This window comes from Paenibacillus polymyxa, from assembly GCF_018614975.1.
GTDB lineage: Bacteria > Bacillota > Bacilli > Paenibacillales > Paenibacillaceae > Paenibacillus > Paenibacillus polymyxa_E.
In genome coordinates this window covers 1-19045 of record NZ_JAGGNR010000057.1, presented here as the reverse complement: position 1 = coordinate 19045, position 19045 = coordinate 1, and the positions used below count along the sequence as shown (strand labels likewise).

Genomic DNA, 19045 nt, shown 5'->3' with positions numbered 1-19045 from the left:
TGCGGAGACCAAGAAAGATTGGGAGAAGTACGCCGATCTGAGTTGAAGCTGGTGAGCGAGACGCTCCATATTGATGTGCAAGGAAGGGAGGGGACAGGGCATGAGTGCTCCTTCTACTGTAAATGTTGGACTGACGAGTGAGAAAGGGCGGGAGCTGTTCTCGTATTTGCCCAGGTATTATGAGACTTCTCGTGTAATGCAAGCCGATATGCAGGCCAAAGGCACAGAAATGGATCTGCTGTACCAGGCGCTGGATGAGACGCTGGAGCAGTTTTTTGTTCGTACAGCGACGTGGGGGCTGAACTTCTGGGAGCAGGAGCTTGGCATTGAGACGGATCGTCTCAAACCTGTGGAACAAAGGCGTGCCGTGGTGGAGTCGAAGCTGCGTGGTGCCGGAAAGTTTTCGGGGAGACAGGTTGCGAATGTGGCTGAGGCGTATGCCGGGGGCAAAGTGGATGTAAAGTTTCAGCCGGAAGCGTGGAGTTTTACGGTGAGCTTTGTGGATACGATGGGCATCCCGCCCAATATCGATGATCTGAAACGGGCGATTGAAGAACTGAAACCGGCCCATATGGCCGTGGAATATGAGTATCGCTATCTGGTCTGGAATGATCTGGACGACAAACAGATGACATGGGACGAACTCGATGCCGCGTCCTTGACGTGGAATGAACTGGAGGTGTGGGCGTAATGCCAAAAGAAACGGATCGACTGAAATTACCTCTTCCCTTGGGGAACGAGACCGTGACCCGGGAGAGTATTAACAGGATTTTTGAAAAGATTGACGCAGGAGTTGCAACACGTGAATCCATACTTATACCTGCGGAATCTGATCTTAATAGCTATATTACAGAAGGGGAATATTATTGCCCAACGAATGCGACAGTAGGAACTTTAGCTAATTCCCCAGTAGGAGTAGCCTTTCATTTGACGATAGAAAAACATGCTGGTGTTGTCCAGACTCTAACAACCTTTGAACCGAGTAACCTACAAGTTTTTCAAAGGAACTACTATGTCGGATGGGGGCCATGGATAAAAGTACCTACAAGGGACGAAATTCAACAGCTGCAGGAGGATCTCCAAAATGCAGACATCTCACCTGCATCATTGACTGAACCGGGGATAGTACAGCTTTCCAATACAGCGGACGGCACGTCCGAGACGCTGGCGGCAACGGAGAAGGCGGTTAACGATGCAAGACTGACCGCTCAACAATACGTGGATGATAAAGCGTGGCAAAAGTACCCGCTAACGCAAGATAATGGGTATTCAAGATTAAGTAGAGTGGATTTAAATACTTTGACTGATCCGGGAATGTATTACGCTGACGGTTCACAATCTCCGAATTTACCCACTATAAACGGAGCTGATTTTTACGTCGAAGTAATTAAAATTAGTGCAAACAATTTAATTCAACGAGTCACTCTTGCAAGCACAAGTACTGCGAAAGTGTACGTAAGGCAAAGATGGTCAACAACGACATGGACACCTTGGGTATTGCAAACACCACAAAGAAGAGTATGGGGGGCGTTATAGATGGCAGAAACGCCTATTAAAATATACGGGGACGCACTATCCACAACATCTGGGACAACTATTTACACTGGAAAAACGGGTAAGACATGCATTATAAAATCCATTATTATTTGTAATGTTAGCGGAGTAGACACGACAGTAAATATGAGGCTTAACACTGGGCCTTTGTATTTTTTATTGAACAACAAGTCTATTAAAGCAAATCAAACCTTGGTTATCCCGATCAGTGATATTGTTATCAGTCCAGGGGAAACCCTTCACATGTGGTGCGCAAATTCAATTGTTAACGCTAGAATAACAGGTGTTGAAAAAGATGGAATCCCCAGTTCATTAGGGCTTGCGCAGTACCGTGTGGGGTTAGGAACGGGAACGACGACCATTGTTCCAGCCGCCGGAAACGGTGTTAATAGATTGGTCAAGTCTATCGTTATTTGTAACGTAAGCAGCGGACCACAAACAGTAACTATTCGTTTCGGTTGGAGTGGTGATAACTGTAATTTGATAAACAAGTACACTATAGCTGGATATGATACAGTTTTGATTCCGTTCGCTGATATGTTTATTTCGCCAAGCGAATATATCGAAGGCTGGACTTCAACCGTCGGGAATGCTCAGGTCCATGTAGTCATGCAGGAGGCGACCAATGCCTAAAATCGATAATTTCTTATTGGATAACTACGGGTTGGATGGGCCAGATAAGGGGAGGAAGTTTGCTTCAGGGTTTGGATATAACTTAGGTGATAAAAGGTTTCTTTATTCAGATGGAACTGCATTTACCTGCGGATATATAAGTGTTACCAATCTGAATTTTTTACCATCGCAAATCATTATCACTTTTCATGATGATGAGGATTTTATATTGGGTTATAATTCCAAAAGAATAGATAACGGCTATCCTGTGTACAACGGGTATAGATGGACAAGCACAGGAACAATGTGGGTTGATTTCCGAGTAGAGGACAAAAGCGCTGGCAGAACTTATATCACAAACGGTGGATTTCAGGTACCGTTGCCATATTTTGAATTGACATCAAGTCCATTTTATTGGAGGGCATACGAATAATGAATATTGGGATTAGAATTATATACGATCAAGACGGTGAGATCATCTATCGAGCTGGTGAAATACAAGGTGATGTACTTCCGAGGAAGGAAATCACTGAACTACATTACATCGATTTGGAGTATGGGGCAATCGATTATCACACTCATCGAATTGTCAGTATCGATCCTGCTACGAAACAACCAGTTTTAGAGGAGCTTCCCATTGTCGAAACACCAGAACAGCAAAAAATAAAGGAATTGGAAGACCAAATTTTATTATTAGCCAATGAAAATACAGGAGGGATTTTGTGATGGTGAACGAAGTCGTGGTACGTATTGCAGCAGCAAGAATATTGAATAAAGGACTCAACCCAAAGACAAGTCAAGTGTACTTGCTTGATGACATTACCAATACTGATTATCGCCAGGCTATTGAGGATTACATTTTAGAAAAAACTGAAGGAATTTAACGAGCGTACCCAAGTGGTGCGCTTTTATTATGCCCTCTGGAGCAGCAGGTATTTAAAAACCAAAGGAGGTGAAACCATGGAACGATGGGACACCTTATGGAAATGGGGAATTGCACTCATGAGTAGTTCAGTAACCTACTTCTTCGGAGGTTGGTCAGGTGTACTCGGCGTACTACTCGTGTTCGTCATCCTCGACTATTTAACTGGTATCGTGGCGGCGGGTATGAGTGGCAAGTTAGCGAGTAATGTTGGCATGTTCGGCATCGCACGAAAGGTATTTATATTTGCAATGGTATCGGTGGCTCATCTGGTGGACGGTGTTCTGGGAGACGGACATTTGTTCAGGGATGCGGTCGCCTTTTTTTATATCGCAAATGAGCTATTGTCCATTATTGAAAACGGGGGCAAGTTGGGCGCTCCCATTCCGCCAGTGATTCGGCAGGCCATTGAAGTGCTCAAGGGCAAAGGGGGAACCGGGGAACTCCCCGGTAACTTCTCCCCGAGTACCAACGACTCTTTTTCACAGGCAGATCCGGACGACACAGAATCACCGACAACCAAAGATAACGTTAAGTAGCGATTAATATTGCGAGTGTATAGTTATATTAAACGTTTGTTGATTAGTACGAATGTCAGATTAAACAGAACTAATCTAAATAAGCAAAGCTATATTAGGCGGCTATACAGATTGAACGTAACATTTTCACACAATAACGGAGAGGACAGAAAAAACCTGAAAAAGCGAAGCGGTCGCCTTTATCCCCCGGATTTTCCCCTTTATAAAGAGAATCAAAAAAATCCGGGGATAACAGCGATTGGGTGGTTATTCTGTCATCGGAGTGTCCGTGTGAACGAGGCTCAGTTCATTTCCAACACATCAGGGACACGCACACAAGCAACCCCTGATCCAACCGCATTAACTATAGGAGCATTTTGCATCAATCCAGAGAGTGACATCCAATCAGCAATGTATAAATCAGAATGCTTTAGTCTGTCTATACTTGTACCCGGGAACGCTTGAATCGAATGATGTAAAATGCTGATACAAACGGCAATTTGCCGCATAAAGGGTGTGAGAAACATGCAAACAAGAAGTTCGGGCAACACACAGGGCATTGACGTCTCTCGATACCAGGGCAATATTGACTGGGCCAAAGTGAAGGCAACTGGCATGACATTTGTATTCATCAAGGCGACTGAGGGACAGACATATACCGATCCAAATTATCAGAAAAATGTAACAGGTGCACTTGCTGCGGGCATGCTGGTCGGAACATATCACTTCTTCCGCGCGACATCTACCGATGGTGCCAAAGCAGAAGCGGCACATTACGCCAATACGCTTAACAAAGTTGGAGGAGCCAAGGCGTTACAACTGCCACCCGTCATGGACTACGAGAACAACCCCGGCAACCTGAGCAAAGCGCAGATGAATACAGTTGCCAAAGCTTTTTTGACCGAATTACAACGTCTCACAGGTGTAAAACCGATCATATACACGGGCAATTCATTTGCCGGGAATTTTGACACATCACTCAGCTCATACGATCTGTGGATCGCACGTTACAGCAACACCCGTGTACCGGATGACCAGTCGGCATGGAAGCGTTGGACGTTCTGGCAGTATACGGATTCAGGCAAGGTGAATGGCATTAGTGGCAACGTGGATATGAATGAATTCGAGGGAACAGCGGCACAGCTTAGAGCAAGATACGCAGCAGCAACTCCGAAACCACCGGAGCCATCCAATCCAACGAATCCAAGTCATCCGAATCCACCAACTGAACCACCGAAAGGGGGCGAACCGATGACAGCCGAAGAGAAAGCAGCGTTTGATGCGCTCAAATCCCAGGTCGATAAACTGCAGGCGCGTCAGCAAATGGAAGTTCCAGTATGGGCGAAGGCAGCTGTGGATGCAGCACTGGCATATGACACCAACAATCCATTGTTCAGCATTGATCATGGGGCGAGTTATGATTTTTACCGTTTTATTACCGTGATGCATCGCAGAGGTTTGTTTAAAAAGTGAGCTGATTCTTAGCAAATTAAAATGTGGATTTTATCTGAATGTGGATGGAGTGGAGAAGGAACACGAGACGCTTTTTGTCGAACTGTGTTCCTTTTTTGTGTTTTGTGTAAGTAATATTAACGCATATAATAAAGTTGAAGACTTATGTCTGTAAATCTCTTGTCTAATTGATTAATGTGATGTAAAGTAAGTTACACGAAATTGTTTTTCACCACAGTTTATTTACACAATCCTCCTCATCATGACAAAACCATAACATACGAAGTTATTGTAATGTCTCCCTGTTATACAATCCAACATCTCAAGATGACTCGTTCATATATTTTACACATCAAATCTGCAAGAGAAAACCACCCTAATAAACAACTCACACATCTAGACAACCTAGCCTATGTTGAGTTTCTTTCATCCGTAATGCAAACAAACGATGCCTAGTCTGGCTCCACACTCCACACTCTATGCTCAAGACGACACGCTCAAGGAACAGACTTTATTGCGTAGCCAGCAGCGTAGTATCCATATGCCCATCTGTATTTTTAATCTACTGACTTGAACATGCTCTTACCGGTCTGTAACCGTTTGCTGTTGCTTATTGACCTAAGTTCAAATAAAACGCAACCATCATAAGCAGCGATCTCATTCAATTTCATAGATTCATCTCAGATGATGCTTTGTTGAACCTTTTTTAACCTGTTCTTGTCCTATAAAAGTAATCAATCGACGTATTCAATCCTGTGCACGATCTGATATTTACCTGCGTCCCATGCTGTTTTTACATTTCATATACATGCCGTACTTTTCTCAGAACTTTAATTCAGGTATCGCAGGCATCTTAAGCCTTTTATATGATACATAGCACCAAACCGATTGCCAACATTGGAGATCTTTCATGCCAGCATCACACACATTATGAGACAGGGAAGGATGTTGTACGTATGCGAATGAGAAAAAAATGGTTATCTGGTGTCATGGTAATGGCGATGAGTACAGTGCTGATTCTATCGGGCTGCTCCAGCGCAAGTAACGAGGGTACGGGTAACTCCCCTGCTCCGGCGGAAGGAAACGATCCTCCAACCGAAACGGTAGCACAGGATACGATGATTATGGGGCGTGGTGGGGATTCCGTAGCACTCGACCCGGCGATTGTAACCGATGGGGAGTCGCTGAAGATTGGACATCAGGTGTTTGATTCGTTGCTGGACTACAAGGAAGGTGGAACAGAGGTCGTTCCTGGACTAGCAGAGAGCTGGGAAATTTCGGCGGATGGACTCAAGTATATATTCAAGCTGAAGTCCGGTGTGAAATTCCATGATGGGACTGACTTCAACGCGGAAGCTGTTGTGTTTAACTTCAACCGCTGGGGTGATCCAGCGAGTGAATATAAATTCGAGGGAGATTCGTTCGATTATTACGATTCCATGTTTGGTCCAGAGGACGGACGTGTGATCAAGGAAGTGAAGGCGACGGACGAGACTACGGTGGAGTTCACACTGAACCAGCCACAAGCACCTTTCCTGCAAAATATTGCGATGACGCCATTTGGCATTGCCAGCCCAACCGCGATTCAGGAGAAAAAAGAAAACTTCAAGAGCGAGCCTGTGGGCACGGGCCCATTTGTATTCAAAGAGTGGAAGCGTAACGACTCCATCACCCTGGAGAAAAACGCGGATTATTGGAAAGAAGGACTACCGAAGCTGAACAAAGTAATCGTGCGTTCCATTCCGGATAATACCGCTCGCTTCAATGCACTGCAAAACGGCGAGATTGATGTCATGGAAGACCTGAACCCGGACGATCTGTCCATCCTTGAAGGCAACAGCGAGTTGCAGAAGATCGAGCGTCCACCGTTCAACGTGGCGTATATCGGCTTTAACTTCAAGAAGAAACCATTTGATAATGTCAAAGTCAGACAAGCTCTCAATCATGCGGTGAACAAGCAGGCCCTTATTGATGCGTTCTTTGCTGGACAAGCCGAGCCTGCTGTTAACCCGATGCCGCCAACGCTGTGGGGGTACAACGATACCATTGAGGATTACCCGTATGATCTGGAAAAGGCAAAAGCTTTGCTGGCCGAAGCTGGCTTCCCTGACGGGTTGCCTGATCCGATAACCTTCTATGCGATGCCGGTATCCCGTCCGTATATGCCTGATGGCAAGAAGGTTGCGGAAGCGATCCAGGCCGATTTTGAGAAAATCGGAGTGACCGTCACCATCGAATCACCGGAGTGGGCAACGTATCTCGAAGATACAAAGGCCGGGGAGAAGGACGACATTTACATGCTCGGCTGGACAGGTGACAATGGTGACCCGGATAACTTCCTGTATACACTGCTGGATAAAGATGCCATTCCAAGCAACAACCGCAGTTATTATGTAAACGAAGAATTACACACATTGCTGACGGGTGCACAGAAAGAAACCGATCAGGACAAGCGTGCTGAACTGTACAAACAAGCGCAGGAGATGATCAAGGAAGACGCACCATGGATTCCTCTGGTACACACGACGCCAATTCTGGCAGGTAAAGCCAACCTGAAAGGTTTCGTCCCTTCTCCACTGGGCACCGAATCCTATGCCGGTGCTTATTTTGAGTAAGCTGTAAGCTGAACTTATCCATTTCAGGATAACTGCGATCTGAAGATGGCACTACAGTTCGGAGTGATTACGTTTTAATTCTTTTTATCAAAGCGCTGGTGAGATGCAATGCTTGGCAGAACCCACATCCGGACGTAACTATCCAAAGCATTACGTGTCTGCCAGCGCTTTTTATTTTTGCACGATATGTCGAAGGCAGGTGAACAGGATTGAACAGCTATATTGTCAAACGTGTGCTTGTGTTGCTGCCCGTGCTGCTGGGCATGACTCTGATTGTCTTTTCCATCATCCACGCGATTCCGGGTGACCCGGCCGAGACCATACTTGGGCAAAAGGCAACCGAACAATCCAAGCAGGCCCTTCGTGACCAGCTCGGTCTGGATAAACCCTGGTTCCAGCAGTATTTCGCCTACTTGGGCGATTTGCTCAAAGGAGATCTGGGAACGTCCATCCGCACCAAAGTGCCTATTGCCCAGGAAATTGTGCCTTATCTGACAGCAACCCTTGAATTAACGATGGCAAGCATGTTGTTTGCTGTCATTATTGGGGTGAATGCCGGGATTGTCAGTGCATGGAAGCACAACTCCTGGTTTGATTATTGCTGTATGGTCATTGCTTTGGTGGGTGTATCCATGCCGATCTTCTGGCTCGGTCTCATGGAACAATGGTTGTTTGCGAACAAGTTGCAGTGGTTGCCATCCATTGGACGCATGAATGCGCGTGATCCGGTGGAAGCCATTACGGGCTTGTACGTGCTGGATACGATGATCGCTGGGCAATGGAATCAGTTGTGGACCGTAACCAAACATTTGTTGCTCCCGAGTATTGCGCTTGGTACGATCCCGATGGCCGTTATTGCCCGGATGACCCGTTCCAGCATGCTGGAAGTGATGAGTTCTGATTACATTCGTACAGCGAAGGCGAAGGGACTGGGTCCGTTTTTTGTCGTATATGGGCATGCACTTAAAAATGCGTTTATACCCGTGCTTACGGTTATCGGCATCCAGACCGGGTCGTTGCTCGGGGGTGCGGTGTTGACCGAAACGATCTTTGCTTGGCCTGGCGTGGGACGTTATATATATGAAGCGATTAGTTCGCGGGATTATCCGGTGATCCAGAGTGGCATTCTGATCGTGGCATTCTTTTTCGTGGTGATCAACCTTATTGTGGATCTGCTCTACGCCGTGTTCGATCCTCGTATTAGTTATAAGTAGGGAATTCATCATTCATTCATATCCAAGAAGGGAGACGCCGTATGGCCAAATTATCGACCAATACCGGACCATCCATTAATGCCGCGTCGGCGAGCACATCCGGTCCATGGCGGGAAGCGTGGAGAACGTTTCGGAGGAATCGGCTTGCGCTTGCGGGCTTGATCATAATCGTATTTTTCATTCTCTTGGCCTTCCTCGCTCCATACATTGCTCCTTATGACTACAAGGAACAAGTGTTAGCAGATCGGCTTCAGGCCCCTTCGGCAGAGCATTGGTTTGGTACCGATGATCTGGGGCGTGACGTGTTTTCCAGAGTGCTGCATGGGGCGCGTATTTCCTTGTGGGTGGGCTTCTTCTCCGTCATTGGTTCCATTATCGCGGGTACATTGTTGGGTCTGATTGCCGGATTTTATGGAAAATGGGCGGACATGCTTATATCGCGTTTATTTGATATCTTGCTCGCATTTCCCGGGATTTTGCTGGCTATCGCCATTGTGGCGATATTGGGCCCGTCTTTGCAAAATGCACTGCTCGCCATCGCCATCGTAAATATCCCGACCTACGGAAGATTGGTGCGCTCACGGGTACTCAGCTTGAGACAGGAGGAATTCATTACGTCGGCACGGACACTCGGAGCGGGCAATGGGCGAATCTTGTTTCGTCACATCTTGCCCAACAGCCTTACTCCACTGATCGTGCAAGGTACACTCGGAATTGGAACGGCAATCATCGAGGCTGCTGCGCTCGGATTTCTAGGCATGGGCGCGCAACCACCCGACCCGGAGTGGGGTAAAATGCTGTCAGACTCCCGTCAATTTATACAAAAAGCACCGTGGACACTGATCTTCCCCGGCGTTTCCATTATGTTGACCGTGCTCGGCTTCAACCTCATGGGCGATGGCCTGCGCGACACCCTTGATCCAAAAATGGCAAAAAAGTAAAATTTTCAAACTCTAGCCACTATACCAACGGACACATTACTATATTTCCCCATGCCGTTTCGAACTTTGGTTCGAGGCGGCTTTTGTTTTACCTGCGGGATTACGTTAAAATGATTGGTGATGTGTTAAAATAGAAGGGTTATTCGATCTTTTTGTTAAAATAACCGCCTGCGTATTGACACCCAATTTTCCCATATGTTATATAAAAGGAAGGGTTTAGCACTCCGATCATTAGAGTGCTAACAAATGATGTTTTTACGATACGACTACATATGGAATGATTCTGTTTTTGAAAATAGGTAAAGTTCACCTTGGGTTTACATGCGAGTGAAGTTGCTAGAAAAGATTTGCTGAAATCGAAATATACCTCATACCCATGGATTTTCCCATTTTATAATGTCTCAGCGCTATCAAGTTGTTTGTCAGAACACCTCGGTAGTGCAGGGTACGGAATCGATTCTGTAGAAGCGTTAGCGTTGTTTGAAAAGGGAATCATAATTAGAGGAACAAGCGATTTGAATGTTTTCTAACAGCGTAGCATTTTGCATGAAATACTCAAGGATTTACTTCTATTTTCGATCAAATCATTCGATATCCAAATTTGAAAGGAGTCCAACCACTCATGGCTAAAAAAGAATTCCAGGCAGAATCCAAACGTTTGCTGGATATGATGATCAACTCCATTTACACCCAAAGAGAAATCTTTTTGAGAGAATTGATCTCCAACTCCAGTGACGCCATTGACAAGATATATTACAGAGCACTGACGGACGATTCGCTCGTTTTCAACAAAGAGGACTACTTCATCAAGCTCACGATTGACAAAGAAAACCGCACGCTCACACTGACAGATACCGGAATCGGGATGACGCAGGAAGAGCTGGAGAATAATCTGGGGGTTATCGCGAAGAGTGGTTCCCTGGCGTTCAAGAAGGAAAATGAGGCCAAAGACGGCCATAACATCATCGGACAATTCGGGGTTGGTTTCTACTCGGCATTTATGGTGGCGGACAAGCTGACCGTAACAAGTAAAACGCTGGGCAGCGACGAGGCCTGGAAGTGGGAGTCCGAAGGCGCGGATGGTTACACGATTACGCCAGCTGAGAAAGATTCCGTAGGTACAGAGATCGTCCTGACAATCAAAGAAAATACCGAAGAAGATTCGTATGACGAATTTTTGGAAGAGTACCGCCTGAGATCCATCATCAAGAAATACTCCGACTTCATTCGCTACCCGATCAAGATGGATGTAACGGGTCAACGTCCGAAAGAGGGCACGGAGAATGAGTTCGAGGAATACCAAGAAGAACAAACCGTGAACAGCATGGTGCCGATCTGGCGTAAAAATAAAAGCGAATTGACCGAAGAAGACTACAATAACTTCTATATGGAAAAACGCTACGGTTTTGACAAACCGCTCAAACATGTACACATTAGCGCGGATGGCGCTGTGGTATACAATGCAATCCTGTTTATCCCGGAGAATACGCCGTTTGACTACTATACGAAAGAGTATGAAAAAGGCCTTGAGCTCTACTCCAACGGTGTATTGATCATGGATAAATGTGGAGATCTGTTGCCGGATTACTTCGGATTTGTCAAAGGTATGGTGGATTCCGAAGACCTGTCCCTGAACATCTCCCGTGAGATGTTGCAACATGACCGTCAGCTTAGCCTGATCGCGAAGAACATTAAGAACAAAATCAAGAGCCAACTGCAAAGCCTGTTGAAGGACGAGCGTGAGAACTACGAGAAGTTCTACCAAGCGTTTGGTCGTCAATTGAAATATGGTGTATACAGCGACTATGGTGTGAATAAGGATACATTGCAGGATCTGCTGTTGTTCACGTCTTCCAAAGAGAGCAAACTCGTGAGTCTGGACGAGTACGTCTCCAGAATGCCGGAAGATCAGAAGTATATCTACTATGCATCTGGTGAATCGATTAGCCGTATTGAGAAGCTGCCACAGATCGAGGGTGTTCTTGAGAAAGGGTACGAAGTATTGTACTTTACCGATGACATCGACGAGTTTGCAATCAAAATGATCACGAACTATAAGGAGAAAGAATTCAAATCCATCTCCAGTGGTGACCTGGGTATCGAAGATAGCGCGGACAAAGAAGAAACGGACGCTCAGGACAACGACAACAAAGAGCTGTTTGAAGCGATGCAAGCTCAATTGGCGGGTAAAGTCAAAGCCGTTAAAGCTTCCAAACGTCTCAGAAGCCACCCGGTATGTTTGTCCACCGAAGGTGAATTGACGATTGAAATGGAGAAAATCCTGAAAGCTATGCCGAACAGCGAAAACGTACAAGCCGACAAAGTGCTGGAAATCAACGTGAATCACGATGTCTTTAAATCGTTGAAAGACGCTTTCGCGCAGGATCAGGAAAAACTGAACCTTTACACAAGCCTGCTGTACCATCAGGCATTGTTAATCGAAGGACTGCCAATTCAAGATCCAGTAGAGTTCACCAACGATATCTGTAAGGTTATGGTGTAAACTTCCGGCGTACAAGGGTGCGATAATACATCCTTGATGCAAAAATTCACGTAGCTTCAAGAGTATACTGTGTGAATATTAAGTTTAGTAGCTAAATCGCAACGCTGCATCCACCATATTCATCCGACAGGGCATTTCCGTCCTGTCGGTTTTTGTTTTTTTTTACCCACAACGGGGAGGGGACGGAATCAATTCTGAAGAAGCGAAGCGTTCGCCTTTATTCCCGAATTTCTCCCTTTTTAATGGGAATCAAAGAAATTTGGGAATAACAGCGATCATAAGAACGATCCGTAACCGGAACGGCCACGCAAACTGTATTAGGCACTTTTTTGGTCATAAGTCACGATAGTGTGAGTTCAATATGAATCATTGTCATTTAGATGCACGGATGATAGTCTGGCAGGGTATAATAAGAGAAGATGACTGTTCATCACAAGTTGATGTAAGAAGAGATGACAATCGCAGACAGGTTTTACTTTTCGAAACCACAGATGTTGTGTATAATCACTCAAAATAGAGACAGTCGGCTAGGAGTGATCCCCATGCAATGGAACGATCTGAGAGAACATAGACAATATCCTGAATTAACCAAATTGGATGGATCTCGTGCAGCGTATGAACGGGACTATTCGAGACTCATTCATTCACCGACCTTCCGTCGGTTACAGGGCAAATCGCAGGTGTTTGGCGCAGGAACGGGGGATTATTATCGTACTCGCTTGACCCATTCCCTGGAGGTGGCACAGATTGCACGAGAGGCTGCCCGAAGTTTGATTCGCCGTTTTCCTGAGGTAGACTGGGACCGCGCGGACAACCCCGGCCTGATCATTGATTCAGAAGTGGTGGAGTGCGCTGCGATCGCACATGATTTTGGTCATCCGCCGTTTGGACATAAAGGTGAAGAAGTATTAGATGGTATTCTGGATGACCTCATTAACACCGAGGCTAAGAAAATCATGAAGAAAAGCCGCAGCGCCAAAGTTCCCAAGGTCGAGTCTGAAGTCCGTGCCGAGCTAAAACGGAAATACGAGCATTTTGAAGGCAATGCGCACAACTTCCGTCTCATTATGCACTTGGAGAAGCGTGAAGATATCGACGGATTGAACCTGTCTGATGCGGTATTACTAGGAATCAACAAGTATCCGTACCCTGGGACAGAGAGCAAAAAAGGCATGTATCATCATGAGTGGCAATATATTCGGGAGATCCGTGATCGCTGGAACGTGCCGGCAGGCAAGAAGACACTGGAAGCACAGTTGATGGACCTCTGCGACGATATTGCGTACTCCTCGCATGACCTGGAGGATGGCATCAAAGCAGGAAAAATTGAAGTACATGAGCATTTCCTGCAAGATCCGCATGTGAATCGACTGATTGTGGATAAGATTACAACGCTGGAGGATCTGTTCTGGAACGGATGGACCCGAGAAGCGATTGGGCAAAAGGTAGAAGAGGTCCTCACTTCGTTCCTGCGCATCTGGAATGAGAAGATGCCGTTCTGCGAGCATGATTACTCGCGTACTCGCCGTGAAGTGAAGGCCTACTGGGTGAGCTTTTTTGTAGGCAGCCTGGGCGTTATTAACGACGGCGACTGGAAGAAGGTAACTTTTGTCCGTGAAGGGGCTGAAGACCTCGATATGCTGCGTACGGTGAGTGTGCTCAAGAGTTTTGCCTGGGTGACCATGATTCGTGACCTGCGTGTACAGCGGCTACAGAAACGCAGTGAGTGGATGATTAAGCGATTATGGGATGCATTTCTCGATCCGGAAACGTCCAAATCCATTATTCCATCCGACTGGCTGCAGCGGTATGAGAAAGATCAAGCCAAAGCCCAGCCGATCTGGACTTGGGAACACATGGTGATCGATTATATCGCAGGAATGACGGATGCATTTGCCGAGAAAATATACAATGAACTCTACGGTCTGAAGGTGGGTTCGATCTACGATCTGGATTAAAATTAACCGATATAAAGGGAGATGAGACGCGTGGCTAAGCGAATGAGTGAGACGTTGAGTCTGGGCGTACTTGACCTTGTGCCAAGGTTAAACGATGCCACGGCGGAACAGGCACTTCAACAATCGGTGACACTTGCGCAACATGCCGAGGCTTGGGGATACGCCCGATACTGGACATCAGAGCATCATGATATGGCTGAACTGGCATCGGCCTCTCCCGAAGTACTGTTATCGCACATCGGAGCAAGGACAACAACGATCCAACTTGGCTCTGGTGCGGTCTTGTTGCCGCATTATAGCCCGCTCAAGGTTGCGGAGTCGTTCCGCCTGCTGGCTGCGCTCTATCCGGGGCGCATTGAGCTTGGGCTCGGACGTGCTCCTGGCGGTGGACCTCATGCCACGATGGCACTCAGTGGAAATTATTTGCAGCATGTGTCCAAGCTGTCTGAATCACTCGCAGCACTCACAGAACTGCTCGAAGACCGCTACATGTACGAGGATCATCCCGTGACAGCTCGTCCGATTCCCAAGCTTCCGTTATCACTCTGGATGTTGGGAACTAACGTGAAGAGTGCCGAATTTGCGGCACGGTTTGGCATGGGTTATGTCTTTGGTCAATTCATGAGTGATGCCGATGGTACAGAGGCTGTAAGGCGATACCGAGAAGGATTTATTCCCAGTGCAACTATGAAGGAGCCTGAAGTTATGGTGGCAGTCAGCGTATTGTGTGCCGAGTCAGAGACAGATGCTATGGCCTGGAGTCGTGACATGGCGGAGAGACGCAAGGCAGATGGAAAAGAACATTCAACCGAGCCGAATCCCGGCACGGACTCGGTCTCGGTCTCACGCACAAATGATTCTGCTATTACTGATGATCATAACGAAGCGGCGCGGCACTATGCAGGTACACCTGAGCAGGTATGGAGTCAATTGCAACAAGTGAGTCTAAGACTGGATGCGGAGCGGTTGCTTCTCGTTACGGCGGGACCAGATTATGAGCGCAGGCTGGATTCTTATCGATTGCTGGCTGAGCATGAGACAGCGATTGTGCAGTAGCTTATTACGTTAGGATGCCAATGCCTGCCTGCTGAAACCTAAACAAACCGAAGAGCTGTAAAACGGGATTTTGCCGTATGCTGCAGCTCTTTTTGTACTTTGTTAAAATTCAACAATCTTTTACAAAATCAAGCATCTTAATAACAAAATAATGTTATAATACTTTACGTCTATTTTCCTATCGATATAATATAGATAAGTTCTTTTGGCAAGAGTTCAAAAGAAGGGTAAAACAATGACAAAAGCACCTGAATTCGGGATGACCGAAGAGGTCAAGGGGGAAATCATATGTTCAGCAGATTTAAGATCAAAAGTATCGGTCTGCGTATCAGCATCGCGTTCTACTTGTTAATCCTCTGTTTAATTGTTTTGAGTGTCACGATTGTCACCCGGATGAATTCAATTGAATCCAGCACCAATGAAATCACGAACAATTGGATGCCATCAATCCAGCAAATTAACCGGTTAAACTATACCACAGAGCATGTCCTGTCACTAAGTTATCGACACTTTGATGCGGATGAAACAGACAAGGCATTTTTGTCAGAAGAGCGTACCAAGTATATTCGTGAAACGACGCAGGCGATTAAAATCTATGATCAGCAGGAGAAGTCTGCGGATGAGCTCGAACACTGGACTGCGTTCAAGAACAAATGGGAAGCGTACCTCAAGATTAATATGCAATCGATCAAGCTGAGTGATGAGGGTCAGACACAACTGGCGAAGGAAGTATCTGATAAAGGTGCTGATTCCTTTGACAACATGCAAATTGATCTCGATTATCTCGTGGAATACAATCAGGAACAGTCCAATCTTGCGGCGGCTCAAACAATCAGATCGGTGCAGGATGGTAGATTAATCATCATTATCGGTGTTCTTGTCATGATTGTTATTACAGCGATCAGCATTCCGATTATTCGTTCACAGGTCGTAAAACCACTGCTACGTGTCATTAGTGCGGTGAAACTGATTGCAGAAGGCCAATTGAATGTTCAGGACATACATACCAAACATGAGGATGAAGTCGGTGTTCTGGCCAAAGCGGTGAATGACATGAAAGGTAACCTGACTTCCATGGTGCTGAGCGTCAGACGAATTGCGGAAGCTGTCAATCTGCAAAGTGGGGAACTGGCAATATCCTCAGAAGAGGTTAAGATTGGTAGTCGCCAAATTGCTGTGACCATGGAAGAGTCAGCCAAGGCCGCAGAGAGCCAGGCAGAGACAGCAGTGGAATCAGCTCGAACGGTCGAAGCTTTGAATGATCACATTCAGAATCATACGGAACAAGGCAGCCAGTTGCGCGTCATGTCCGATCTTGTACTGGAGCAAGGGTTGAATGGTCGCAAGGCGATGGAACAATCAGTACAGCAGATGCAACAGATTTCCGGTTCGGTCTCTGCTTCCATGAACAAGATGGAACGATTGAATCGTAAAAATGAAGATATATCCAAGCTGGTTCAGGTCATTCATGACATCGCACGTCAAACCAATCTGCTGGCATTGAATGCCTCCATTGAGGCAGCGCGTGCGGGAGAGAGTGGACGCGGGTTCGCTGTAGTTGCATCAGAAGTGAGGAAGTTATCTGAGGCTGTGCAGACGTCGGTTGAAGAGATCACGGCGATTACTGAGGATATTCAGCAGGAGTCACAAGGGGTGGTTGCGGAATTACGTACGGGCGTTCAGGAGACCGAGCTGGGTCAGGAACATGTGCTTGCTTCAGGTCAACTCTTCCGTACGATTAATGAATCGGTGGAAGGTATGGTTGGTGTCATCAGCACTATGACTGATGGACTGGCAGGCATGCAGGAAGTAAGCGGACGAATGAATGATTTCAGTCAGCAGATTTCCGCTGTTTCGGAACAATCGGCAGCGAGTGTGGAAGAAGTCTCTGCATCGGCGGAAGAGCAGGTAAGTTCCATGGAGACAATTAGCGGCAATATTCAAAGTCTGAAAGAATTATCGGAAGATTTGCTTACATCCATTGAAAAATTAAAAATATAACCTTCTTCTTATAATAGAAGAAGCTGGAATCACGCAGGCGGCGATTGGTGAGAGTCTCAAAAAAAAGTAAGGTGTTCCTCAACAATGGGAACACCTTACTTTATTTGCTTTCCAAATAGATACGTGCAAGGAAATGGAGAGTTGTCTAGGAGCCTAACATTGTATACAATGACTACCTGAAGCTAACGTATTAGTTGTATTTGATATGTCTTCAATGAGCTTACTATTTATATAGAAGAAACATGATTAATGAAGGAAGGGGAGGAGGATTTTGCCTGATGAAACACTGGGTACACACGCTACTTCCGGGAAACACCTCTACACCTTTGCTTGCCACGAGAACGAGCGCGAATTATGCATGCTGGAGCTGAATACACTGCTTGAACCGAGTTCAGAGATCCGTATGGAAATGGGGTCGTATGTGTGGTCCGAACGATGTATTCCACCTGGACGTAGCCCTTTTATCCATGGCAGACTGGACGTGATCGGCGAAGGGGGCAGCGTGACTGATCTGCTTCCTCTTGCCAGAGATATTCATCTGTTGCCAGAAGAGACATTTAAGGTAGTTTGTCTGAAAGAAGGGGATCATGCCCCTGATTATGCAAAGTCTCGTCAACTGGAAAAAGAAGTCGGCATGTGCATTAAAGGTAAGGCACAGATGAAGCAACCTAAGGTGACTTTCGGCCTAATCCGAACAGGAGAAAAATGGATCTTGGGTCAGTGGACAGAAGCGGATCGATCATGGCAATTTCATCGGCAGAAGCCGCAAAATTACTCAACTGGATTTGGCATCACGCTCGCCAGAGCACTGGTGAATATTGCTGTTCCGAGAGTGGAAAACCATCGGTTGCTTGATCCATGCTGCGGTATGGGAACGGTTGTCATTGAAGCTTTATCCATGGGAATTGATGCAAAAGGTAACGATCTGAATCCTCTGGCTGTCCGAGGTGCACGTATCAATCTGCCGCATTATGGATATGATTCAGATCGAATCACACTGGGGAATATGAATGAACTGCAAGATTTGTATGATGCAGCAATTCTGGATATGCCCTATAACCTCTGCTCTGTACTTACAGATGCTGAGCAACGAGCCATGCTGGAGAGTTTGCGCAGATTGGCAAAACGGGCGGTGATTGTTTCCACAGAGTGGGTAGAAGAGCACTTGTTGGAAGCAGGATGGACGGTAAAAGAGTACCGAACAGTACAAAAAGGAACGTTTATACGTCATATTTGGCTGTGTGTGTAAGCTCAAAAACAAAAAGCTCTACCTCTGACGAAATGATATGCTCCCCCCATAGTAGACAGTAGAAAAAAACAAAACTTCTACGTCTATTATGAGGGGAGTTTTCTCATGTCTAAAAGAAGTCCCATTTCTTTAGAAATCAAATTACACACCGTACAGCGCTGCCTTGAACTCCAATCCAATCCGAATTCGGAAGCTAAACACATTGGGGTGAGCAAGAATTCAGTCAAAGATTGGGTCAGAAAATATAGAGCACATGGGTCGGATGGGTTAAAGGAATCGAAAACGTGGAAAACATACGCCGAGGAAATAAGGCTGGGTGCGGTCAGAGATGTCTTGTCTGGTCAGCTATCTTTATCTGCTGCAACAGAAAAATATGATATTTCAAGCAAAAGTGTGTTGTCGAAATGGATAACCAAGTATACTCAGGAGATCGAAGGGAAACCGGCTCGA

General features: G+C 46.2%; 16 protein-coding genes and 1 pseudogene. All 17 read left to right on the top strand.

Annotated elements, in window-relative coordinates; translation table 11 throughout:
* Positions 1-100 precede the first annotated feature (100 nt).
* Positions 101-691, top strand: coding sequence for a YmfQ family protein (locus J7E78_RS28045; RefSeq protein WP_215080001.1), 591 nt, complete (start codon positions 101-103; stop codon positions 689-691).
* Positions 691-1536 (top strand): tail fiber protein, encoded by an 846-nt coding sequence (locus tag J7E78_RS28040; RefSeq protein ID WP_215079999.1) that lies wholly within the window; start codon positions 691-693, stop codon positions 1534-1536. Before J7E78_RS28045 ends, J7E78_RS28040 begins: the two co-directional genes overlap by 1 nt.
* Positions 1537-2187 (top strand): hypothetical protein, encoded by a 651-nt coding sequence (locus tag J7E78_RS28035; protein ID WP_215079998.1) that lies wholly within the window; start codon positions 1537-1539, stop codon positions 2185-2187.
* Entirely contained in the window at positions 2180-2599 is a 420-nt protein-coding gene (locus tag J7E78_RS28030; RefSeq protein ID WP_215079996.1) for a hypothetical protein, read from the top strand. The genes J7E78_RS28035 and J7E78_RS28030 overlap by 8 nt, the downstream gene beginning before the upstream one ends.
* Positions 2599-2892 carry a hypothetical protein gene (locus J7E78_RS28025; RefSeq protein ID WP_215079994.1) on the top strand — a complete coding sequence of 98 codons (294 nt, stop codon included), beginning with the start codon at positions 2599-2601 and terminating at the stop codon, positions 2890-2892. The genes J7E78_RS28030 and J7E78_RS28025 overlap by 1 nt, the downstream gene beginning before the upstream one ends.
* Positions 2892-3050, top strand: a complete 159-nt coding sequence (locus J7E78_RS28020) for a hypothetical protein (RefSeq protein WP_197521449.1) — start codon at positions 2892-2894, stop codon at positions 3048-3050. The genes J7E78_RS28025 and J7E78_RS28020 overlap by 1 nt, the downstream gene beginning before the upstream one ends.
* Before the next feature lie 76 nt (positions 3051-3126).
* Entirely contained in the window at positions 3127-3627 is a 501-nt protein-coding gene (locus J7E78_RS28015) for a phage holin family protein (protein WP_215079992.1), read from the top strand.
* A gap of 504 nt (positions 3628-4131) precedes the next feature.
* Positions 4132-5079, top strand: coding sequence for a glycoside hydrolase family 25 protein (locus tag J7E78_RS28010; RefSeq protein WP_215079990.1), 948 nt, complete (start codon positions 4132-4134; stop codon positions 5077-5079).
* A 941-nt stretch (positions 5080-6020) separates the two neighbouring features.
* Positions 6021-7673, top strand: a complete 1653-nt coding sequence (locus J7E78_RS28005; protein ID WP_215080070.1) for an ABC transporter substrate-binding protein — start codon at positions 6021-6023, stop codon at positions 7671-7673.
* Positions 7674-7882: 209 nt separating this feature from the next.
* A complete protein-coding gene (locus J7E78_RS28000; protein ID WP_076209595.1) occupies positions 7883-8887 on the top strand; it encodes an ABC transporter permease in 1005 nt (334 codons plus the stop codon).
* A 41-nt stretch (positions 8888-8928) separates the two neighbouring features.
* A complete protein-coding gene (gene nikC, locus J7E78_RS27995) occupies positions 8929-9828 on the top strand; it encodes a nickel transporter permease (protein WP_215079988.1) in 900 nt (299 codons plus the stop codon).
* 622 nt (positions 9829-10450) lie between these two features.
* Positions 10451-12331, top strand: coding sequence for a molecular chaperone HtpG (htpG, locus tag J7E78_RS27990; RefSeq protein WP_215079986.1), 1881 nt, complete (start codon positions 10451-10453; stop codon positions 12329-12331).
* Positions 12332-12873: 542 nt separating this feature from the next.
* The gene (locus J7E78_RS27985) at positions 12874-14289 is read left to right on the top strand and encodes a deoxyguanosinetriphosphate triphosphohydrolase family protein (RefSeq protein WP_215079984.1); all 1416 of its coding nucleotides are present in this window, start codon (positions 12874-12876) and stop codon (positions 14287-14289) included.
* A 21-nt stretch (positions 14290-14310) separates the two neighbouring features.
* Positions 14311-15345, top strand: coding sequence for an MsnO8 family LLM class oxidoreductase (locus tag J7E78_RS27980; protein WP_251035312.1), 1035 nt, complete (start codon positions 14311-14313; stop codon positions 15343-15345).
* Between the two features lie 288 nt (positions 15346-15633).
* Positions 15634-17346 carry a methyl-accepting chemotaxis protein gene (locus J7E78_RS27975; RefSeq protein WP_215079982.1) on the top strand — a complete coding sequence of 571 codons (1713 nt, stop codon included), beginning with the start codon at positions 15634-15636 and terminating at the stop codon, positions 17344-17346.
* Between the two features lie 271 nt (positions 17347-17617).
* A complete protein-coding gene (locus tag J7E78_RS27970; RefSeq protein WP_215079980.1) occupies positions 17618-18595 on the top strand; it encodes a TRM11 family SAM-dependent methyltransferase in 978 nt (325 codons plus the stop codon).
* A 105-nt stretch (positions 18596-18700) separates the two neighbouring features.
* Positions 18701-19045: pseudogene (locus tag J7E78_RS27965) on the top strand (helix-turn-helix domain-containing protein); the annotation flags it as partial.